Raw genomic sequence first — 19,327 nt, 5'->3', positions numbered from 1 at the left:
GGGGTCAGGCCTTTATTTCTTCGACGATGAGACGGACGCCGGAGACGCCGCCAAACAGAGGAGTAGCGACGTCGCCATTCATTGAGATGTTGACAGCCGAACTCGGCCCGACCCGCAGCGAGATGGTCTGTGCGGTCAGGACACCGGGGGTGTATTCGACGCTGCCGCAGACCGGGATGCGAGCGCTCGCGGCGGCGCCAACGACCATGGCCGCGTGGATCGCGTTGGCGTTTCCGTTGAAGATCGCAGAGATGATGTTGGTGGCGGCAGCCACGGAGCCCCAACCGTCGTATCGGATGCGGATCTTGTTCGTGATCGTCTTCGGGGTGATTGAGACGGAGATGAGCTGCGTTCCCTCGCCGATCTGCGGGATCGTGTTGTCTGCGGGGATCTGGGTGGTTAGCGTCGTGTTGGCGGTGTAGCTTCCAGTGATACTGTCGACGACTGCACCGGCGGGCAGGAACAAGTCGCGGAGCTCTGCCGCGCTGATTTCCTCAGGGTCACCTGCGCCCGCCGTCTTGCGGCCGAGAAGCCGAAGTGTCGCGCTGATGTCCTGCATCTTGTCGTAGGTCACCGCGCCGCTGGCCAGCTTTGGATTGGTGACACTGCCGTCCGACGGTGTCAGCACGTTGATCGCGTTGCTGACCCTGACGGCGCCGGTAATCCCGGACGGGATCGTTATCCTGATGCACGGGGTTCCGGCGATGTAGACCAACTGGAATGGGGGACTATCGCCACCTGGTACCTGATCGACTCCGCCGACCGTCACGAACATGTTGTTTTCTGAGCCGGGGTCTACGAGAAGCGTATAGTCCGTCTGCACACCGGTTCCGGTGAGCCGGGCGGCGATGGCCCAGTTGTTTCGGGCGAAGTCGGCATAGGCTGCGGCGGCTTCGGCTGCAGCGATTGCGGCTGCGGTTGCGGCTTCGATCTCGGCGGCGCTGACAATGGTCTGCGAGAAGCTGATGGAGTCGGTCCCGACGACGATCGGATTGCTTGAGACGACGCACCACAGGCTGCGCGTGTAAGTCGCCCCGTCGGTGACGAGAAGCTGCGTTCCTTCGACGACGTCATCCGTGCGGTTGAAATCCTTGGTCCGGCGCCATTGGCCGGTGTCGCAGACATAAATACCGTTCTCGTAGGCGGCCGTCTGATCCTTGACCAGAACACGGTTGCCGGTGACGACGGCGACACCGTCAATGGTCTGTTCGCCGTAGAGCGTGATATTGCCGGTCGTGGCGACGAGGCACGGCCCCTTGATTGCCGCCGCGGATGATAGGCCATCCAAGCGGTCGATCTTGATCGAGGTCATAAATTCTCCTCAAAAAGAGAAAGGCCCCTCGAAAGGAGCCTTTGTTTTGCGTTCCGGTTTGGCGTATGTGTTGAAAGTCAGATCAATCACGCGACCCAAAGGCCGGATGACTAAGAGCACTCAGCAGTTCATCGCTTTCCTTGCCGCCATGCTCGGCTTTGCCGCCGTCGGGGGCTTGATGATCAAGGAGCCATGGACGAGAGGCCTCGAGCTCCCGATAGGAATTCTCTGGATCGTCGGGCTTCTCGGCACGATAGGCTTCATTGTCAGCGGCCGGGATGGCGCCAAGGCGCTTGTCTCCTCAACCCTTCTCATGTGGCTCGCCGCTCTCGTCGGCGCCGCCTTCATAGCGTGGATGGCATTAGCGGGCGCTGGCCATAGTCTTTGAGCCGCTGCCTCTGCAGCCGGTTCGTGTAGCCGGGGCTTGCCCAGTTCCTCAACGAGTTCAGAAACAGGATGTCCAGCGCCGGTCGCGCATAGGTAAGGTTGATGAACGGCGTGTTTTGAAGCGCGAGGTTCAACAGATCCCCCGCCATCTTTGGCCGCTCGCCCTTCTCCAAGGCGGTCCTGGCTTTCAGCGGCACATTGACGATATCGCTCAGCGTTCCAATGAATGGGCCAGAGAATGTCTCCAGAGCCCCAGAACCGAAGCGGTTGGCCTCTCCGAAGAGGAAGTCGCCATAGATGCCGAGCGCCCCGCCCTGCGTGAGAGCAGCCGTGATGACCTTCGGGTCGAGCGGATCGCGTGGTGGCCAATAGCCCTTGGCCAGATCCTTCATCGTCATAGCCATGTAGCCGGCGACAGTCAGTCCACCAATGAGCGCTCCAAGGTGTGGAGCGTTGTTCATGATGCGCTCGTACTTGGTCGCGCCCTTGCCGCCGAACAGCGCGCGTCCAAGGATGCGCTGGGAGAAGGCGATCGGGAAACCCTTGAACTGCATCACGAAGCGCGCGGCCTCGCCGGCGAAGGTTCCCGGTCGAGTCCCGAGTGTCGAAATGCGGCGGGCCGCGGCGTCTGTTTCCACGATGGCATAGTTCGTTTCATCGGCCACGAAGCGCAGCGCCTGGAGCTCCAGATCGCGTCTGGCCTGATCGAGGATTTCAACCCTTCGCTCCGGCGTCTTGGCACTTGCCAGACGATCGGCAACCAACGGCTCCACAGCGGCGTCAGGAAGCTCACGGATCGCGTCCGGCGTGATGTAGGCGTTTCCGTTCACCTCGCGCCGGGTCGCCTGCCGTAGGGCCTCCCATTGGCGTTCACCGATGCCATGAAGGCCAAGCACATGAGAATAGTTGGCTGGCAGGTCAGCGAAGGCCGTGTCTGCCCTCATGCCCATCTCGGCGGCCACCGTGCGGCCAACGACCGAGCGACCGACATCCGTCCACCAGTTGAGGCCGTTCCACTTGAAGAACGACTCCGTCAGCTTGGACATCTTGCCGACTGGGCCATCATTGGCGAGGCCATGGGAAAGGACATCTCCAATCAGGCTGTCGAACCCTTCACCGAACAGGTAGGAGATTTCGGCCTGCTCCGCCTTCGGGCGTCCCTTCAGGATGCCGCCGATCTGCTTGACCATCCCATTGAAAAAGCCATTGCCTCGGAACATGGATGCCTGCGCCGCGCCAACCACGTCGGTCGGCATGGCCGTCAGGACCGCACCGCCAAGCTTTGCCATGCTCTGGACGGCCCTGATGTCGTTGCTGATCTTGGCCGCGTTGACGTTGCCTGGACGCGAGATCGCGCCGGACATGACATCGAAGGCGCTCCGCAGCGGGCCGGCGTCGGCATTGAGCTTCTGGATGGCCTTGACCTTCTCCTCGGGAGAGAGGCCCGGATTATCCCTGAGCTTGCGGCGCTGGCTCTCGACGAGGCTGTTGAACATGACTTCCGGGTTCGGCCCGAACATGTCCATCTGGGCTGCGAGGTTGGCCGCCCTGCGCTGGTGGGCCATGATGCCATAGATCGAATTGCCGTAGCCGAATGCATCCCGGTAGGCGATGGCGCTCTCCGCATCCTTGAAATGCAGCACGCGAGTCTTGCCGAGCGACTTGGCGAGGTTGGCCGGGTTGACCCGCTGGCCCTTCTCCTTGGCCGTCGCCTTGTTCGGAACGCCGGTGATGATGGTGTCGTAGATATCGCCAAGGATACCGCGGACCTCATCGCCGGTGACAGCATCCGGAAAGGTTCGGCTCAGATCGAGCAATGGCGAAACCTGTTCCACCCACGCTTCCTTGCCGGCCCTCATCATCTTCATGTCGTCATGGACCTGGGCCCCTGCCCAGCCATCGAGCTTTCCAATGGATGCGCCAAGGCGGTTGAGATCCGTCCGGCTGGCTTCGACGTGCTTGGCGAAGACGCTGGCGAGATACTTGGCGTCGTCATTGCCGGTTACACCGGGCTTCCCACCTTCACGAAGCTCGCCCATCTCGCGGAAGACGTCGTCGGAGAGACGCTTGTCGGCGAGCACGTTGACCAGATGCGGTCGGTTCTTCTGGATCTCTGACATCATCCCACCGACGAAGCGGGCCTCATAGCCGAGACGGCGGGCATGGACCGAGTCCCGAGCTCCGGCGATCCCCTGTTGCGACCCCTCCATGACGGCGAGGATCGAGTCCCTCGGGGATAGCCCCGCCTTCTGGAACGCGTCGATTGTCTGCTCGAGGCGGTCGCGGGCGAGGATGTTCAGGGCGGCATGTTTCTTCTGCAGGGCGGCAGCGATGCGCGTCCGCTCGGCAGTCGCCTCTGCGATGCCCTTGATCCGGTCAGCAACGTTGTCCGTCACGCCTGAGGCCTTGAGACGTGCCTTCTCCTCTGCCGCCTGTCTGTAGGCTGCGGCAAGGTCACGGTCGCTCAGCTTGGCGCCAGCAGCCTCGGCCGCATTGGCCGCGGCGGCATAGCAGGAAGAGCGCACGAAGTCGTTGTCAGCCATCTAGATCACACATGAAGCAAAGGATTTCAGGGCTTCGCCATAGGCGTTGGCGGTCTTGATCGTCTCGTCCGCCTCGTCGAGCGCGGCGATGTCTTCTTCCGTCAGGCGGCCTTCGGCGCGAAGCTGGTCGATGTCGGCCATCTCCGGGAACTCTCCGGTCTCCGGATTGACCCGATACTGCTCGGCCAGGGCCTTTGAACCTTCGGGCTTGCCAACGCGCTTTGCGGCGTCGTTGACGGCAGGATCGACTGGCGTTTGAGGAACGCGGGTATCGATCGGCGCAGCGGGGCGCTGTGTCGCGCCGATCTGCTGGACTGGTTCCGTGACGGCGGCCGGCATACCGTTGGCGGCCACAGGCTTGTCGACGTTGTTGTCTAATACGGCGGAAGGCGCTATATTCCCTTCTGCCGGCACGTCTCGCCCGGCTTCGGGGGTGCCAATCGAACGGTCCCCGGCAGTATCCCCCACGAGGTCACCAGCCTGTGGGCGGGATCCGGGCGAGACCGGCGGCCTCCTCTCCGACAAGGCTCTTGCCTCTTTTCCAGCCTTTGGCTTGTCGATGTAGGTCGTCACCAGATGGCGACCGTTATCACCCATCATCGTGTCTGCGTAGACAACCGTCCTGCCGTTGCGCTCTATGCGCCATTCACGGCGAAGCCCGTCTTCACTGACAGACGAAGGCTCATAATCGCGGACCACATTCGGCAGATCCACGATATCCTCTTTCGAAACCTGAAACTCTGGCGGCTCCTTGCTTTTGTCACCGTGGCCCCAGATGACCTTGACAAGCCCCCAGCCCCGCTTGCTGAACTCGACTTCGTTCACATCCCTGAAAGCGCCTCGCGACACGATCATGCCGTCAATGTCGTCAGGCGTAATCGAAACCAGCGGATCGCGTGTCGGTCCGGTCGGGTTGGTGCGAACGGAGTCGTATGCCTCGGAGAGGCGCCCCACTTCACGCGACAGGTTGTCGGCATAGCCGGAGCTTGCCCGCGACAGGTTCACTTCGCCTTCCCGGATCATGCCGTCCAATGCGTCATTCAGGGCAACACGAGACGATTGGACATTGTCCAAGGTGGCGAGTTTGGCCTCTGCATCGGCCCTAAGTTCCGCAGGCGATGCCCGCCCGAAGCGGCCATGCACAGCGCCGAAGGCCCCACCGATGAGCGCGGCCATGGCGATCTGCGAAACCGTCGACTGCCAGGAGACGTCATCTCCAAGCTGTTCCCTGACCGGTGCCGTGGTGAGGCCGGCAAGCGCCGTGTTGGCCGCTGCGTCCCCTGCCGCCGTCACGGCCCGTCCAGCGATGCGGCCGAAGCGCGCGACGTTCGCCGCCTGCACCACCTCTCCGAAGATCGGGATGTAGTTGATCGGGTCGATGGCCTGACCGCCGAGATTGCCGAAGAAGGCCGTGATCGGACGCTTCTGGGCATAGAAGTCGCGGACCTTGCGGATATCGTCCTGCTCGGCAAGCGAAGCAGCCCGTTCATCCGTCATCCCCTCGGACCATGGAACGTCCGCCCTATAGGAAGGCGAGCGCTTGTACTGGTCCTCGGTGATCGTGGCCGACCCGTCATAGGACGTGCCGAGCGCGCGACGGAGCAGGACGGACGGATCGATCGCGCGGTTGATCGATTGCAGCGTTTCCGAAAGCCAGCCATCCGCTTCAGGAGGGGCGGCCTCAGGAGTGGAGAAGTTCCTGATCCCTGTACCAAGGCCGAAGCTTTCGACAACCCCGCCCTTGGCCTGATCCCAGAACGTCGAGCCAAGCGACATCGGCTGATCGAGTGCCGACACCGCCAGGTCGCTGTCTGTCATTACCCCGCCGCGCGGAGCCGGAATGAAACTGAAGCTCATGGTTTGTACGTCTTCACGTCCTGGTCGCGCCGGCCGCGCAGATTGGTGTCACCACCGCGAATGTCGATGACCAATGGCCCCGAGTTTTCCAAGCTTCCACCCGCTGCAGCGCCGCCTGTGTTATGCGAGACCTGCGTCCCCAGATCTAGGATCGTCTGCAGCGGGATCGACAGCGGAGTGACTCCATCCGCTCCCGGTACGAACTGGCCGGTGTATGGATCGCGAAGGCCGACGCCATCGCCGGAGACGACGAACACCCCGTTTTCAAGGATGTCATCAATGCGGTTCTGCGTGGACTGATCGATGATGGCGCGGCCGCCATCGGCGACATCGGCCTTGGAACCGTCGATGACCCGCTGGCGCTGAAGTTCAAGTGCGGCCTTGAACGATGTCTTGGCCGAATTCAGCCCGCTGTAGAGCGTGTCTTCATCCGTATCGCTTGGGACCGGAAGGTTGGCGTTCACACCATAGCTGCCGTCGTAGACCTTCATGTCGCCGAACAGATCCTTGGAAGCACCGGCGACGGCGGTCTCCAGATCCTGCCCCTGAGAGACACGAAGCTGGACGGCCTTCTTCATCAGTTCGCCGCCGCGCTGCGCACGCTCAAGGCTTGCCGTATCTCCATAGGCCACGCCATAGGATGCATCGCCGATCGCTCCAGGCGCCCAGACGGACGAGTAGAGCTGATCGTCGATATCGGCTGGCTTGACGTCGCCGGACATCGGAAGCTTGCCGGTGTCGGTCAATGCGGCCTGCAGCAGACGATTGGCCGCGCCAGAGTCCCCACGCGCCGCTGCTTCCACAGCACCTTCGGTCATGGCCGGGAGACCGGCGTCGACCAACTGATTGAAGACGGCCTGGCGTTGCGTAGGGTCAGGCGTGGAAAATACAAGCGAGTTGACCGCCGCAAGCCGTTGATCATCCGTCGCTTCCGGGTTCTTGAACGTCGTAACAGCCTGATCGGCAACAGCCTTTGGAAGCAGCTTCATGTCCGTGATGCCGAGCTGCTGCTGGGCGGTCGCCGTGGCGTTCAATGCCGCCTGATAGTTGCCCGTATTGGCGGCATCGCTCCAAGCCCGGGCGACATTCGGGAACGCCTGCTGCGTGTAGGTGGCCGGATCAGCCCGGCGAGCCGCAAGGGTGGTGGTGGCCGCGCTGTTCAAGGCGTCATAGCGCGCCGCCTGAAGTGCAGCGTCATTGCCGCTCGATGTGGGCTTGGCCTCGTTGACCATGGCCTGTATGTCGTCGGCCGACATGGTTCGGAAGTTGTATGCCTGCTGGCTTACCTCCAGAGCGGCCGAGAACTTGTCATATCGCTCGTTGCCATCCTGCGCCCCGTAGGCGTCCATGAACTCTGTGCGGGTTGGAATGGCCCCGCTGTAGGTTCCGGTGTTCTGGATGGCGGTAGGAGCGTTCTGGACGACCGTTTCGATGTTGCCGCGCTGCTCGACGGCCATCTCGCGCTGGCGAGACTCGGCCTGATTGAATACGACCTGCTGTTCCTCAGGAGAGAGGTTCTTGAAATAGGCTGGGGCCTCGGAACCCATCTTCTTGTTTGACCATGCCCGCACGTCGGCGGCGCTCATGCCCTTAAGGAACGGGTTGGCGTCAACAGCATCCTGGCCCACGATGCTTGCGACCGAAGCGCTGGGGTCTGCTTTCAGGACCTGCGCCGCGCCTCTGGGCCCAAGAAAATGGGCGAGATAGATATCGCCGTCGGTCGGCTGAATGCCTTGGTTGCGGAGGAATTGCGCGTTGTCGTTGGCGAGGTAGGCCGTCATCTCCTTGGAGAGAGCCTTGTCATTCCGAAGCGCGAGAACCTCCTCTGCCGTGCGTCCATTGAACAGATCTGGGCGGTGGGCCTTGGCCGTCGCCAGCCACGTGGAGTCGATGAACTGACCCGCTCCGGTGGCAGAAGAGTTCGGATTCTTGGCGTTCGCATTGCCGCCGCTTTCCGCTCCCACGATACGATCGACGACGTTACCCGGCCTGAACTGGCTTGGATCGCGTTCAGCTTCAAGCTTGGCACGGTTGAAATCTGCGTTCCTCACGAACTTGTCGCGACGGGCTGAAGCCTGATCTGGCGTCAGCAGGCCACTCTTCTCGCCGGTGGCGATAGCGCCCTCGATATCGGCGCGTGCCTTCGTCCTTGCGGCTTCCGAGCTGTTCGGGTCCACATAGATGCGCCGGTTGGTTTCAAGAGCATCGTCGAACGCCACGGTCTCTGCCTGTTTTCCAAGCGAGCGCGCCTTGTCTCCAATGGAGTCGTTGACCCGGGCCGCATCGGTCTGGGCGCCAAGCTTCCAGCGCTCGCGCATCTGTGGGTCGCGGATCAGGTTGGCGGACTTGTCGACGATATCGCCGGTCTGCTTCGGAGCACGCTGGTTGAACGTCGAATAGTCGCCATCGTTGGAGAATGTGTTCTCCACGTCGATGAACCCTTGGGCCTTGGCCGCTTCCGCGCGCGCAAGATCCACCGTGTTCTGCTGGCGCTTCAGATCCTCGCCAAGGGCCGAGATAGACCCGCCGAGACTTGCCAGACCACGGCCAAAGCCGGACGTGTCGTATTCTGCGATCTGACGCCCGGAGCGCCCCGAGGGCTGCTGGCTGATATCGAACTTCGTGGGTAATCTTGCCATGTTCAACCGAACGCCTTGCCAACGCCGCTGGCGACCTGCCCGAACGCGCCAAGCTGACTGCCGAGGTAGGAAGCCCTGCCGGCTGCCCTGCGGCCCTTGGCGCTATCCCTGAGCCCCGCTGCGCGCTGCACACCGCCATAGAGGGTGGTGCCCGCGTTAAGCTCGCCCTGCCCCGCCGTGTCGCTCATGAGCTTGACGATGGTCGGAGCATCGGAGCCAGCACCACCGCCGGAGGAAGCCGCCAGAGCCTGTGCCCGGGAGTTGGCGAAGATCGCCTCTTTCCGGTTCTGTTGGGCCTCGCGCTGGGCCGCGGCCATCTCTTCGTTGGCCTTCTGGTCTTCCTGCTTGGCGATGTAGTCCTGATTGGTCTTCTCTGCCTTGCCAGCAGCCAGCGTACCGGCTGCCGTCAGGGCTGTGCCGGCAACGGTGGCAACGGTGCCGATGTTGCTGCTGAGCCACGCGCCGATAGCCGCGATTTCCGCCATACTTCCATTCCCTTTTCGATGCCGTGCAGCTTGAACCCCAAGACTGTCAGCAGCCGTTCGGATGTCTCAAATTCAGTGTCGCGCGGGGTGTAGACTTCCGTCTCGCCCAACTGCCATGCCTTGGCGAGCAACGCCTTCGTCCGGCGCATGACCGTGATCGCGTAGCTTGGCTTTCCATTTGGAAGACGAAGCCAGATCCAACATCTCCCGCCGCCCCAGGCCAGACCATACGAACCGACGATCTGGCCCTCGTCGATGCCGACATAGGCAACCGCCGGAATGCTGATATCGACGCCTTCGACGGCCGCGATGGTCGATGGGTCGACCTGGACAATCTCAAGCGTCATCGTTCGTTCGTGTTGATCCCCATCACCAGTCCCAAGGCGGTCATGGTGTATGGGCTGGAGCATTCGATGCAGACGCGGGAGTCCGTGTCCCACTCGCCGGGGAATGGAAAGGCTTCCTCATCCCTGATATCGCTGAGCACGATTGCCGGCTGTTCTTTCCCGTCGGCGTGCATCGGCAGACGATCGAGCGCCCGATATGGGTCATCGAACGCTTTGCCGTAGCGAATGCCGGCGCGGACGAAATCCGTGAGGATCAGGCCGAGGTTGTCGACCGTCTTCTTCTGCAGCATCGCTGTTCCGCCCTGAGCGCCATAGGCCAACCGAGCCGACTTGTAGCGCGCCCGGTATGGAAGGCCGGCCACCCAGTTGGTCACGGGAGCCGGCAAGGTGATATTGCCGACGACATCGACGACGAAGGTCAGCGGCACGCCGGGAGCCGATTCCACCGGCTGGCCATCCGCCCAGACCACGACAGATGCACCGGTGAGATGCTGTCCGACGTGGACCACGCTTGTGGCAGGCGGGTTTACCCCGGCCGTATAAGCGTCCATGACCTTGCAGAGCGTGGTCGGTCGAACATCGGTGTCCATGGCCATCTTCTCGATGTAGCGCACCGTGGAGCCGTTGATCGTCCGGCGGATCGCGAAATAGACTGTGTCCTGAATGAGCGACGGCAGGACCGCCACGCTCTCGAAGTCACCATCCGTCTCGATCGGGATGAAGGCAAGAACCTCCTGATCGGCCTCGTAGACCATGCAGACACATGATCCGTCATTGAGGACGAGCCAGATGCGGGTATCCGGCCGGCGCTGGACGGAGATCGACTTGACACCGCTTCCGAATAGGTCGGTCGTCAGCTTGCTGATCTGCGTCGCGATGTAGTCGGAGGACTCGCCGTTGAAGGTGAGTTCCAGCAATGCAGTCCCTGCCCGCTCCACGAAGATGCCGCGCATGTCGACCTTGATCGGGTCCACACCGGCCGCGCCCGTCGTCGACGAGTCCCTGATGCCGAAGTTGGTCGGGGTCAGCGGTTCATCCAGCGATGAGGACTTCACCGTTGCGATAGCGCCTTCCGTGCCCACCAGAAGCCGCTTGAGCGAGAGTAGCCACTGGGTGCTGTTCACCCCGCCGGTCGCGATCGAGCGCGAGATAGGGCCGCTGTCGCCTTCCACGGTGTCGTCGAAGGACGCGAAGGCATCGGAGACAGAACCCCAGATGCGATCCGCTCCAGACCACCACAGACGCCCGTCAGAGAGCGCCACGGCCGACGGCCAGCCGGAAGCGTCTGACCATTCAGATGGGCGCCAGTCGCGCGTCCAGTGGTTATTGAGGAACGGGGTGATGACCTCGATATTGACCTGGGTCGGCGAGACATAGTCCGTCACCCGGCAGATCCCGGTTCCACCGCCGCCGAAATACTGGATGGTGATGGAGGCCGTTCCCGAGACATACCCACCCGGCGCGAAGCCGACTCGATAGTAATAGACGGTGTTGTCGGCATTGTCGTTGTTGCCGGTCGTTCCATTGACGGTCACGGTACCGACGTCCACGAAGCCGGTGTCCGGATCGTCATAGGACCGCTGGTAGACAATCGTTCCCGACCATGTGCCGGCTACGGTGAATGCGAAGTCGCGGTCGCTGTCCGTGCCGGCGCGGTAGATGCCGGAGACCCGGATCGTATCCGTATAGGTGTCGTCCTGAGCCAGCGACTGGATGACCACCTGACCGGTGTGGGTCAGCGAGAACAGCGCCCCGACGTGCTGCGGGGTGAAGTATGGTGAACTGGACGTGAGGCTTGTATTTCCCTCAAGCGTGCCAGGACGCAGGCGCACCGCCTTGTCCGGCGATGGAAGCAAAGGACCGTCGTCGGAGACATAGAGAGCGACGGACCACGAACGGGTCGCACGGCGCTCGATGCGGCGCTGTTGATAGCCCTCGCATGCAACGAAGCAGACGTCGGCTGATTGGGCCACGCGAAGGCTCGGGAGGTCCGAAAGCAGCCAAGGCGTCGGCAGGATCATCGGGCCCGCGGCTTCGATCTGAATGCTGTCCACGATCTTGTTATAGCGGAGCTTGGACGTGAACTGGACGTAGAACGTGCCGGTAGGCGTGAAGGCCAGCGAATGCACGCCGGTGGGCAGCGTCGTCTCGGAGACATATTCGTCGCCGCCGCTGGTGGACCCGCATCGGAACGTCACAGGGCCACGCTCGACCACGATCCGAAGCGCATGCTCGACGTTCGGCGTGGACGTAGTTACCGACCGCAGGCAAACAGCGATACCTTCGATGTTGACCGCATTCATGGTCAGCTTGCCGCCGGAGATCGTGGACGTCCCGCCGCCGACGCCAGCCGTGTTCCAGCCGGTGGCAGAGGAGAAGTCGCCATTGACTACCGTGCTCGAGACAGCCGGACGCGTCACGATGACGTCGTTGACCATGACCCGGAAGTTCTGGTTAGTGAACTCCATCAGGGCCGCATCGGAGACGCCGAAGATAAACTCCTTCAGGCGCGCCTCGGCGTCGGTATACGTGGACGTGAGATAGCCAAGACCTGGGCGCATGAAGCCGGGACCAGTCGCGCGGCAAAGCAGGTTCGTCTGGATCTCGGCGGCCAGCCGCATGCGTTCCAGATCGATGCGCGGCAGTGCCGTCGAGTCATGGACGCCGGTGGAAAAGGCGTGGAGATAGGTGTTGACCTTAGCCACGCCAGCGCTCTCCGCGGTAGCCGGTGTTTCTCGAACGGGTCCACTTGCCCGGGGGCTTCTCGCGGACACGCTCGTCTACCGCGTCCTTGGTCTTGGCGTTCTGGAGCCGCTGCTCGAACAGGGTATAGAGGTCGTTGCGGTTGCCCTTGTCCGAAGAGATCGGTAGCCCGCACTCGAACGCCAGATAGGTCTCCAGAGCCTTGGAGAAGCTCTGACGCCATGCGCCGACGTTCCAGCCATAAGCAGGATCGTTGGAGACATACTGGACGTAGATCGGCGTATGCGAGGTGTACCAATAGCCGGTCTGGTCCTCGAACTCCCTGATGCCCTCTCGGTAGTCGACATAGGGCGAGATGGAGGCCGTTCGGACCCAGTCATCGGGCTTGGAGTAGGCGTAGTCGAACCCGAACAACGGCTGAACGTCCTCGTCCGGTTGGAGCGCCACCGAACGAATGGCGAAGTTCCAGAGGCCCTGCTCCAGCATGAAATCAACGGATGGACCCCACGCGGAATCCAGCTTGCGCTTGACCACGATGTCCTCGGTCAGAGACGAAAGCTCTGACGGCCCAAGGAGACGCAGGGCGCCCTGATAGATTGCCAGCCTGGAAGCCATCAGCCCCAATCCCCTGTTTCGATCATTTTCTCCCTGAGCCCGTCGGCGACAAAGGAAGGAAGCATTCGGACACCGACCAAGCCGGGCCTGTCGATGAAATATCCAATGCTGGACAGCCCCTGGCGATCCCAGCCGAACACGACGTAGCCCGCGAGTTCACCCGGCTCGTGAAAGCCGGAGATCGTGGCTGCGCAATCGACCAATTGTTTTTGAGGTTCATCCCGCTCGACAGTCGGGAGCTTGTGAAGGATGCCGCCCGACTTCAGCTTGACCTTGCCGATGCGGCACCCACTCATGCTGCGAGACCCTGAGCGCGGGCCGCATGATCGAGCGCCGCCTTGATGGCTTCGATCTTGGACTTGTGGTTCCGGCTGATCTCGACACCGCCATCCTTCAGGCGGGCACGCCAGCCGGTCTTGGAGTGGTGGTCGACGACATAGCCATCCGGGATGGTCGCATCAGCCTCGGCGTTCTGCTCTTCGGAGAGATTGGCGTCGGCGGCTTCCGAGATCCATGCGCGCAGGATGCGGGTCTCGACGAAGCCGATGCCCTTGCCGGTGACGCGCAGCGTGACGTCGAAGTCGTTGTGGATGACGTCGATCAGGTCATAGACCCGGATGCGCTCGGCGTGATGAGCCCAATAGCCAGGCTTCAGGACGTCTTCGAGCGTGTGATCCGCATCGACGATCACGTGGTGCTGCGAGCGCACATACTCGGCAGTGTTGCGCATCTTCGTGGGGTGAAGGGTTTTCATGATTGCCTCATTCATGGGTGGGAGAGTGTCCAACGAGAACCGAGAACGAGCGGCAGCAGGAGAGCGCCGCCGCCCGTATCCGGTCACGATGGAGGCAACATCGCGACACGAAAGCCGCGATCTGCCGCGTTTAGACAGCCGCTACAGCCTGAACCGTGGCGGCAGCGCCGCTCGTGCTCAGAACCTGGTAGCGGGTGTGCTTCGGGGTAGCGACGTTCACCGCATCCACAAGGTCACCCTTGCGCATGCCCATCGTTACGCCGTTCGTGAAGAAGCTGGCGCCGATGATGGTTGCGTTGCTGTCCGCATCTTCGTTGTAGTAGATGAAGAGGCGGGGAAGCGCGCCACTGGTCGGGTTAATGACCATGGCAAGGTTGTCAGATTTGTAGGCCATGTTCAGGTCTCCTTACGTGGCAACGAACGCGGAGCCATCGTGAGTCATCTTCACGACGCCGTTGTTCTGGAGAAGCTTTGCCCCATGGTAGACCGTGGCGCGCGACCAGGACGTGTCCTGCTTTTCGTCGTAGCCGATGGCGATCTTTTCTTCGCCAACGTTCACGGCGTAGCCGATCGCATTGCGGTGGTACATGTAGCAAATCTCGGCGGCCGTACCGAGGCCGGTGATGCGGCTCGAGACGATCCAGTTGATGCCGGCCCAACGGAAGAACTTCCGGGCTGGACCGTTCAGCGGCTTGGACTCCACGAAGTCGCCGGAAGCGAATTCCGTCGTCTGCAGGAGGTAGCCACGGAAGGCCGGGGAGATGACGGCGAACATGTTGTTTTCGTCTTCGACGTCGACATCATTGTTGCCGAGGATGGCCTGCGCACCGGTGACCATGTTGAGCGTTGCGGTCTGCGCCGTCGACGGGAAGTCGTTGGTCGCATTGGCGAGCTCTGCCAGGATGGTCAGGTCGATGTCACGGTTGATGACGTTCATCGACGCCATCTGCATGACCTTCTTCTGATCTCCCTGGGAGGCGAAGATGTTGAAGTTGGTCAGCTCGTAGGGCGCATGCTTTTCGACCAGGGTCGCAACGGGCTGCGAGTTGGTCGGGTTGCCATACGGGATCTGGCCGTTCGTGCCGCGGGTCACAGCGGTATCGCCGCCGGAACCAGAGACGAGGAACGTTGCGGTGTTCCCGTTGATGACGCTTTCCTTGGTGGTGGATGCCTTGAGCTGGCTCGTCCGCTGCTCAAAAGCCGCCACAAACTCTTTCCGGTACTGAGTCAATGCCGCTTCAATCGACATGTGGCTCTCCTTTCAGGTTTTGAGGGTTGGGATTTGGGCCGGAGCAATCGAGGGTGGCCGAAGGACATGCGGGGCCGTTACCGGGGTGGCCGCTGTCATCCGGGGCTTTCAAGCTTGGCGATGTCTGGGGGATGCCTTCACTCAGGGGCCGTTGCCGGGGTGGCCTTCGTGTCGGCGGTAATCAAGCCAGCGCTATTTGCGCTTGGCGTCTCGCTCGAGGATCTGGGCGTATTCCTTGTCCATGCCCTCGGAATAGTACTTGTCGATGTCGGTCTTCATGGTCTTCTCGATCTCGGCGCGGCGGCTGTTGTGCCGCTCCTGCGCATCGCTCGAGGAGAAGACGACATCACCAAAGGCGTTGCGCCCCTGGTCGGATGCCCATTGGACGAAGCCCGGGATATCCCCAAGGCGACGCCCGTCCGGCAATCTTGCCTCGGTCCATGCATCGCCGATATCGCCGGCAGACGACATGAAGCGCTTGGCGAGCGTCAGGTTGCCCTTGTATTCGTCGCGGGACCATGCATCGCGCAGGGCGTCCTCCGCCTCTTCGCTGGCCTTGGTGTCCGCCTGGGTCTGCGCCTCGGCTGCGCGCTCCGACATGTCCACGTACCATTCGGCCGCCATCTCGACGAAGGCCGGAGGTGCGTTCTTGCCATGGGCGAACTCGGTGAAGCTGGACAGCACAGGCTTGTCTGCATCGACCAGGCGCTTGGTCACCGGCTCGGGGAGCACATAGCCCGTCGGATCGGCAGGGATGCCCTGCTCTTTCCGCCATTCGGCCATGGCCTTTTCGTCCTTCGGATCAGGCATGTCGCGCTTGATCTTGCCGGAGCGGATGGTCTTCTGTGCCTCTTCCAGCGCCTTCACGACTCCATCCAGGGAGCCGTAGCGCTTCAGAAGCTTGAGCCGATCCTCGTTGTCGCCAGCCGCTAGCTCGCGCCAATTGTCCGGAAGAGCCGCGCCCTTGTCCTCGCCGCCCTTGTCGGCAGTGTCACCAGTGCCCTTGTCAGCGTCCGTGGTGCCGGTATCTACCTTGTCACCACCTTCGCCGCCTTCAGTGCCCTTATCGCTGCCAGCGTCCTTGTCAGCGCCGCCAGCGTCATTGTTCTGTGTATCCGCCTTCGCCGTGTCATCCACGACCTCTTTGATGTCTGCGATTGCCTCAGTCATGATTGCCTCATTCACTGGCCTTGCGGCCTGCCTCAGTTTTCTCAGCCATCTTCTCGGAGCGTGACCGGCCTTCGATCAGCTTCAGGGCCTCAGGCTCTCTCATGCGGGCGATCTGGAGCCCGATGTGGCGTTCTCCCTCGTTGAAGGCGCTGTCTCGTTCGTTGGCAGCGTAGCTCAGCGTGCCGATGTGGCAGGCGTTGAAGAGCAGCCATTCCATGGCCCGCTTCTGCTGCCCGTCGCTCGCCTTGCCGTCGAAGAGCGCCCGGAAGGCGTAGAGCACTTCCTTGTCGTAGGCGGCTGGCTTAGCGGTCATTGTGTGCCCACATGCCTAACTCGGTGAAGCCAAGCTCAACCCTCTTCAATTCGCCTGCCGAGGTCTCGTATTCGATTACCAACCCGCCTTCGAAGTCGAGGTCGCCGTCGCCATATGTCCCGAATGCCAGGATCCTCGATCCAACGAGGTCCGAGGGGATGGCTTGGCCCTCGTCGTTTGCTGATGGCAGCAACGCGATGATGCGCTTCTCAATATTGCTCATGCGCTATGCTCCGGCAGGATCAACCGGCTCGATGCCGACTGCCCGCTGGTAGCCTCAGTGCCGAAATCCACGTTAGCGTCGGCCATCTTGCGGAGCTCGAAGCGCTCGCCTCTGGTCTTGGCCTGCCCGATGGCAGCGCCTGCACAGAACGCCAGAACTCCGACGATGCTGTCATGCGTCATCGGAGTCTGCTGCGTGAACTTCTGGATGGTGTCGCCGATCGCCAGCATGAGCTTTTCATGCCGCTCGTCGACCTTCACTTTGGTAAAGGACATAGTTGCCTCCTATGTCGGTTGCTAAGCCAGTCCTGCGTTCTGCAGGGCCACCGAGGCGCCGGCCACATCGGTCGCCACCCCTGCCCCTTCGCGGAGCGCTGCAGCGGCCTGCGTGAGACCGTCCACGGCGTTCTGTTGCTGCTCCTCGCTCTGCTGGACCTCTTCGTCGTTGAACCAGTCAGCGGGCGCGCCTGTGCCCTTCACCGCGTCCTTGGTCATCTTCTTGAAGTCCATGGTCGACGGGATGGTCTTGTCGAACTGCGCAGCGCCGGCGAGGATCTGCACGCTCTCCTGGAACGATGCGACGAGCTGACGGCCTTCTGCGGTGTTCAGCGGGCTTTCGAAGGAGAAGGTCGTCTCCTCGCCATCCAGCAGATCAGGCAGCTCACCCAACTCGAACTGGCGATTGTGAAGCGCCAACTGGAAGCCTGTGTCGAGCAGCGGCAGATGATATTCGCTCTCGATCGGGCCGAAGAATGGAAGGGCTGCACGGCGGAACTCCGCAATGCGCTGCTGTGTCTCGTAGGCCGTCATCTCCCGCGTATCAGGCAGGAAGAGCTTGTTCAGCAGGAACGCCTCGGCGATCATCTCGCGGACGTCCTGCTTCATCTCCATGCCGATAGAGACGTTGCCGGTCTCGATGGTCTGGAACAGCTTGCGGATATCGTCATCCGCTTCCAGATCCACATAGGTCATGCCGCCGGCATACATGTTGACCGCATCGCGGAACATCTCGCCCTTGGCAACTGTCGGCGGGTCTACGGCCTTTTCACCCTGCTCGAGGATGATGCGGGCCATTGACTGGATCATGCGTCCGTCGGGCAGCGAGTTGATGGTGGACGGCGAGAAACCCTGCGGAATGTTCGACAGCGTGCGCCAGCGCGGCACCACATAGTTGAATACCGGCAGCCCGGCCTCGCCAAGGATCTGCTCGTGGTCGATGTCGACGTAGATCGAGATGAACGGAGTCTTGCGGTACTGCCGGCGCTTGATCTTGTCGTCCCCATAGATGTCGTCGACCGGCATCAGGATATGGCGAACGTTGAATTCCTTGGACGGGTCGGTCTCACAAGCCTGAACGATATCGGCGTGAACCTTGTCCTTGTAGAGCTTCTTCAGGTTCCGCGCCGTCTTCTTCATCTTGCGCTGGAGATGGTCAACCTTGCCGACCTCGTTCAGCATCCATGCGCAGTCACGCGGGTGCCACGCCCTGAACAGCATGTGATCGCGGGTCGGCGACTCCTCGACAGAGATGACGCCGTTGCCGAACGCCACCCAGTCGTGATCAACCTCGGTAGTGGCAGCGACGAAGTTGGAACGGCGGTCGTAGACAAGGCGACGGTAGCTCTTCGTGGCGTGTTCCAGCCAGCGAGCGGCCTCCGGATCCTCATCAATCTCCTCGCGGCCGGTCTTGACCTCGAACCAATCCCCTTGGCGGAGCATGGCAGACGGAGCATTGCCGAGCGTTTCCCGAGCCTGAACCGGATAGGACTCCATCAGGCCGGTCGTGAAATCGTCGCCTAGCGCAAGCTCACGCGTGAAGTCCGACCGAAGCGGGTAGTAGTTGTCGGCGATGTCCTGGCAGAGGGAGTCGTATGGCGCTTTCTTGGCGAAGAGAGACTGGCCGATGCGGCACAATTCTTTTGCACGACTATCGAGCATTCATCTCACCATTGTTGGGCTTGGCGAACTCCCCGAGGAGAGCAAGAGCGGCGGTATCGTAGGCCGCCGCTGCGTCTGCCTTTTCAGTGAAACGGCCAAGGCGATGGGTGATCCCCTTGACAGTTATGATGGCTCTCCACCGGCGGGTCTGGCGGCAGAACGAAACACCTTTCGCCCCAGACGAATTGTTCTTTTGCGCTCCACGGTTACCCATATTCTGGTAGTGCTCGCAAATACGCAGGTTCCGTTTGGTATTGTTGAGCTTGTCGCCGTCAGCATGATCGACATGCTCATCGCGTCCAGCACCGGCAATCAATCGATGCATGGAATACGTGACCGTCTTGCCGTGCTCGTTGGTATAGGCGGCGCGCGCATAGCCCTGCGACGTAAGACTCCATGTCATGGAGCCAACGAGAGCGGCGTCTGACGCGTCAATCTTCGCCTCTTTGCCGCGAGTGAGAGGGACATAGGCAAAATGCCCATCGAACCGGAGCGGGCGCGGGTTGCGCTCACCCAGCTTCCTTGCCAGACCTATGCTCGCCATCAATCAGTTCGCCTGACCCAGGAGGGAGTTGCCGTAGGCCTGCGTACCCGGCTGGCCATTCCCTGCCGAACTGCGCTGCTGGCGGCTGGTGAGCACAGTCGACGCCCGGCCTGAACGCGACTGGGCCTCTACGGCTGCCTTGCGACGGGCTTCCTTGATAGCCGGATCTTCCTCGTCAGGCATGCGCGTGACCGGCGTCGGGGTTGGCGCGGCGGCTTGTGAGCTTCCACCACCGAACAGCTTGCCCAT

At 61.8% G+C, this 19,327-nt stretch carries 20 protein-coding genes; 1 reads left to right on the top strand and 19 read right to left on the bottom strand.

Going from position 1 to position 19,327, the window contains the following annotated elements; all coding sequences use genetic code 11:
- Positions 1-4: 4 nt before the first annotated feature.
- Complete coding sequence (locus tag EV286_RS20590; RefSeq protein ID WP_132959015.1) at positions 5-1,312, bottom strand: hypothetical protein; 1,308 nt, start codon at positions 1,310-1,312, stop codon at positions 5-7.
- A gap of 106 nt (positions 1,313-1,418) precedes the next feature.
- On the opposite strand from EV286_RS20590, the gene EV286_RS20585 reads away from it, so the two are divergent.
- On the top strand, positions 1,419-1,700 hold the full coding sequence (locus tag EV286_RS20585) for a hypothetical protein (protein ID WP_132959014.1): 282 nt from the start codon (positions 1,419-1,421) through the stop codon (positions 1,698-1,700).
- On the opposite strand, the gene EV286_RS20580 is transcribed toward EV286_RS20585, so the two are convergent.
- The 18 genes from EV286_RS20580 to EV286_RS20495 all read right to left on the bottom strand — a co-directional run bounded on the left by EV286_RS20580 (position 1,657) and on the right by EV286_RS20495 (position 19,327).
- Positions 1,657-4,242, bottom strand: coding sequence for a hypothetical protein (locus EV286_RS20580; RefSeq protein WP_132959013.1), 2,586 nt, complete (start codon positions 4,240-4,242; stop codon positions 1,657-1,659). The two genes, EV286_RS20585 and EV286_RS20580, sit on opposite strands and share 44 nt — an antisense overlap.
- On the bottom strand, positions 4,243-6,060 hold the full coding sequence (locus EV286_RS20575; protein ID WP_132959012.1) for a hypothetical protein: 1,818 nt from the start codon (positions 6,058-6,060) through the stop codon (positions 4,243-4,245).
- Positions 6,061-6,095: 35 nt separating this feature from the next.
- A complete protein-coding gene (locus EV286_RS20570) occupies positions 6,096-8,738 on the bottom strand; it encodes a hypothetical protein (protein ID WP_132959011.1) in 2,643 nt (880 codons plus the stop codon).
- A gap of 2 nt (positions 8,739-8,740) precedes the next feature.
- The gene (locus EV286_RS20565) at positions 8,741-9,223 is read right to left on the bottom strand and encodes a hypothetical protein (RefSeq protein ID WP_132959010.1); all 483 of its coding nucleotides are present in this window, start codon (positions 9,221-9,223) and stop codon (positions 8,741-8,743) included.
- Positions 9,145-9,570 (bottom strand): hypothetical protein, encoded by a 426-nt coding sequence (locus EV286_RS20560; RefSeq protein ID WP_132959009.1) that lies wholly within the window; start codon positions 9,568-9,570, stop codon positions 9,145-9,147. Before EV286_RS20560 ends, EV286_RS20565 begins: the two co-directional genes overlap by 79 nt.
- On the bottom strand, positions 9,567-12,275 hold the full coding sequence (locus tag EV286_RS20555) for a hypothetical protein (protein WP_132959008.1): 2,709 nt from the start codon (positions 12,273-12,275) through the stop codon (positions 9,567-9,569). The genes EV286_RS20560 and EV286_RS20555 overlap by 4 nt, the downstream gene beginning before the upstream one ends.
- Entirely contained in the window at positions 12,268-12,888 is a 621-nt protein-coding gene (locus EV286_RS20550) for a hypothetical protein (RefSeq protein ID WP_132959007.1), read from the bottom strand. The genes EV286_RS20555 and EV286_RS20550 overlap by 8 nt, the downstream gene beginning before the upstream one ends.
- The gene (locus tag EV286_RS20545; RefSeq protein ID WP_132959006.1) at positions 12,888-13,184 is read right to left on the bottom strand and encodes a hypothetical protein; all 297 of its coding nucleotides are present in this window, start codon (positions 13,182-13,184) and stop codon (positions 12,888-12,890) included. The genes EV286_RS20550 and EV286_RS20545 overlap by 1 nt, the downstream gene beginning before the upstream one ends.
- Entirely contained in the window at positions 13,181-13,642 is a 462-nt protein-coding gene (locus EV286_RS20540; protein ID WP_132959005.1) for a hypothetical protein, read from the bottom strand. The genes EV286_RS20545 and EV286_RS20540 overlap by 4 nt, the downstream gene beginning before the upstream one ends.
- Before the next feature lie 130 nt (positions 13,643-13,772).
- Positions 13,773-14,036, bottom strand: a complete 264-nt coding sequence (locus EV286_RS20535) for a hypothetical protein (RefSeq protein ID WP_132959004.1) — start codon at positions 14,034-14,036, stop codon at positions 13,773-13,775.
- A 12-nt stretch (positions 14,037-14,048) separates the two neighbouring features.
- Positions 14,049-14,891 (bottom strand): phage capsid protein, encoded by an 843-nt coding sequence (locus tag EV286_RS20530; RefSeq protein ID WP_132959003.1) that lies wholly within the window; start codon positions 14,889-14,891, stop codon positions 14,049-14,051.
- Positions 14,892-15,083: 192 nt separating this feature from the next.
- Positions 15,084-16,061, bottom strand: a complete 978-nt coding sequence (locus tag EV286_RS20525) for a hypothetical protein (RefSeq protein ID WP_132959002.1) — start codon at positions 16,059-16,061, stop codon at positions 15,084-15,086.
- 7 nt (positions 16,062-16,068) lie between these two features.
- Positions 16,069-16,374, bottom strand: a complete 306-nt coding sequence (locus tag EV286_RS20520) for a hypothetical protein (protein WP_132959001.1) — start codon at positions 16,372-16,374, stop codon at positions 16,069-16,071.
- Entirely contained in the window at positions 16,364-16,597 is a 234-nt protein-coding gene (locus tag EV286_RS20515; RefSeq protein WP_132959000.1) for a hypothetical protein, read from the bottom strand. The genes EV286_RS20520 and EV286_RS20515 overlap by 11 nt, the downstream gene beginning before the upstream one ends.
- Positions 16,594-16,872 carry a hypothetical protein gene (locus EV286_RS20510; protein ID WP_132958999.1) on the bottom strand — a complete coding sequence of 93 codons (279 nt, stop codon included), beginning with the start codon at positions 16,870-16,872 and terminating at the stop codon, positions 16,594-16,596. Before EV286_RS20510 ends, EV286_RS20515 begins: the two co-directional genes overlap by 4 nt.
- Positions 16,873-16,893: 21 nt before the next feature.
- Entirely contained in the window at positions 16,894-18,534 is a 1,641-nt protein-coding gene (locus EV286_RS20505; protein WP_132958998.1) for a portal protein, read from the bottom strand.
- Positions 18,524-19,078, bottom strand: a complete 555-nt coding sequence (locus EV286_RS20500) for an AP2 domain-containing protein (protein WP_245500776.1) — start codon at positions 19,076-19,078, stop codon at positions 18,524-18,526. Before EV286_RS20500 ends, EV286_RS20505 begins: the two co-directional genes overlap by 11 nt.
- A gap of 3 nt (positions 19,079-19,081) precedes the next feature.
- Entirely contained in the window at positions 19,082-19,327 is a 246-nt protein-coding gene (locus tag EV286_RS20495) for a hypothetical protein (RefSeq protein WP_132958996.1), read from the bottom strand.

Origin of the sequence: Rhizobium sp. BK251 (assembly GCF_004345245.1) — a bacterium.
In the GTDB taxonomy this organism is placed as follows: domain Bacteria; phylum Pseudomonadota; class Alphaproteobacteria; order Rhizobiales; family Rhizobiaceae; genus Rhizobium.
This window is presented reverse-complemented; position numbering and strand designations above follow the sequence as displayed.

Bases quoted from the DNA above. Each gene is read 5' to 3' on its own strand.
- EV286_RS20590 (WP_132959015.1), bottom strand. From the start codon at position 1,312: ATGACCTCGATCAAGATCGACCGCTTGGATGGCCTATCATCCGCGGCG.
- EV286_RS20585 (WP_132959014.1), top strand. From the start codon at position 1,419: ATGACTAAGAGCACTCAGCAGTTCATCGCTTTCCTTGCCGCCATGCTC.
- EV286_RS20580 (WP_132959013.1), bottom strand. From the start codon at position 4,242: ATGGCTGACAACGACTTCGTGCGCTCTTCCTGCTATGCCGCCGCGGCC.
- EV286_RS20575 (WP_132959012.1), bottom strand. From the start codon at position 6,060: ATGACAGACAGCGACCTGGCGGTGTCGGCACTCGATCAGCCGATGTCG.
- EV286_RS20570 (WP_132959011.1), bottom strand. From the start codon at position 8,738: ATGGCAAGATTACCCACGAAGTTCGATATCAGCCAGCAGCCCTCGGGG.
- EV286_RS20565 (WP_132959010.1), bottom strand. From the start codon at position 9,223: ATGGCGGAAATCGCGGCTATCGGCGCGTGGCTCAGCAGCAACATCGGC.
- EV286_RS20560 (WP_132959009.1), bottom strand. From the start codon at position 9,570: ATGACGCTTGAGATTGTCCAGGTCGACCCATCGACCATCGCGGCCGTC.
- EV286_RS20550 (WP_132959007.1), bottom strand. From the start codon at position 12,888: ATGGCTTCCAGGCTGGCAATCTATCAGGGCGCCCTGCGTCTCCTTGGG.
- EV286_RS20545 (WP_132959006.1), bottom strand. From the start codon at position 13,184: ATGAGTGGGTGCCGCATCGGCAAGGTCAAGCTGAAGTCGGGCGGCATC.
- EV286_RS20540 (WP_132959005.1), bottom strand. From the start codon at position 13,642: ATGAAAACCCTTCACCCCACGAAGATGCGCAACACTGCCGAGTATGTG.
- EV286_RS20535 (WP_132959004.1), bottom strand. From the start codon at position 14,036: ATGGCCTACAAATCTGACAACCTTGCCATGGTCATTAACCCGACCAGT.
- EV286_RS20530 (WP_132959003.1), bottom strand. From the start codon at position 14,891: ATGTCGATTGAAGCGGCATTGACTCAGTACCGGAAAGAGTTTGTGGCG.
- EV286_RS20525 (WP_132959002.1), bottom strand. From the start codon at position 16,061: ATGACTGAGGCAATCGCAGACATCAAAGAGGTCGTGGATGACACGGCG.
- EV286_RS20520 (WP_132959001.1), bottom strand. From the start codon at position 16,374: ATGACCGCTAAGCCAGCCGCCTACGACAAGGAAGTGCTCTACGCCTTC.
- EV286_RS20515 (WP_132959000.1), bottom strand. From the start codon at position 16,597: ATGAGCAATATTGAGAAGCGCATCATCGCGTTGCTGCCATCAGCAAAC.
- EV286_RS20510 (WP_132958999.1), bottom strand. From the start codon at position 16,872: ATGTCCTTTACCAAAGTGAAGGTCGACGAGCGGCATGAAAAGCTCATG.
- EV286_RS20505 (WP_132958998.1), bottom strand. From the start codon at position 18,534: ATGCTCGATAGTCGTGCAAAAGAATTGTGCCGCATCGGCCAGTCTCTC.
- EV286_RS20500 (WP_245500776.1), bottom strand. From the start codon at position 19,078: ATGGCGAGCATAGGTCTGGCAAGGAAGCTGGGTGAGCGCAACCCGCGC.
- EV286_RS20495 (WP_132958996.1), bottom strand. From the start codon at position 19,327: ATGGGCAAGCTGTTCGGTGGTGGAAGCTCACAAGCCGCCGCGCCAACC.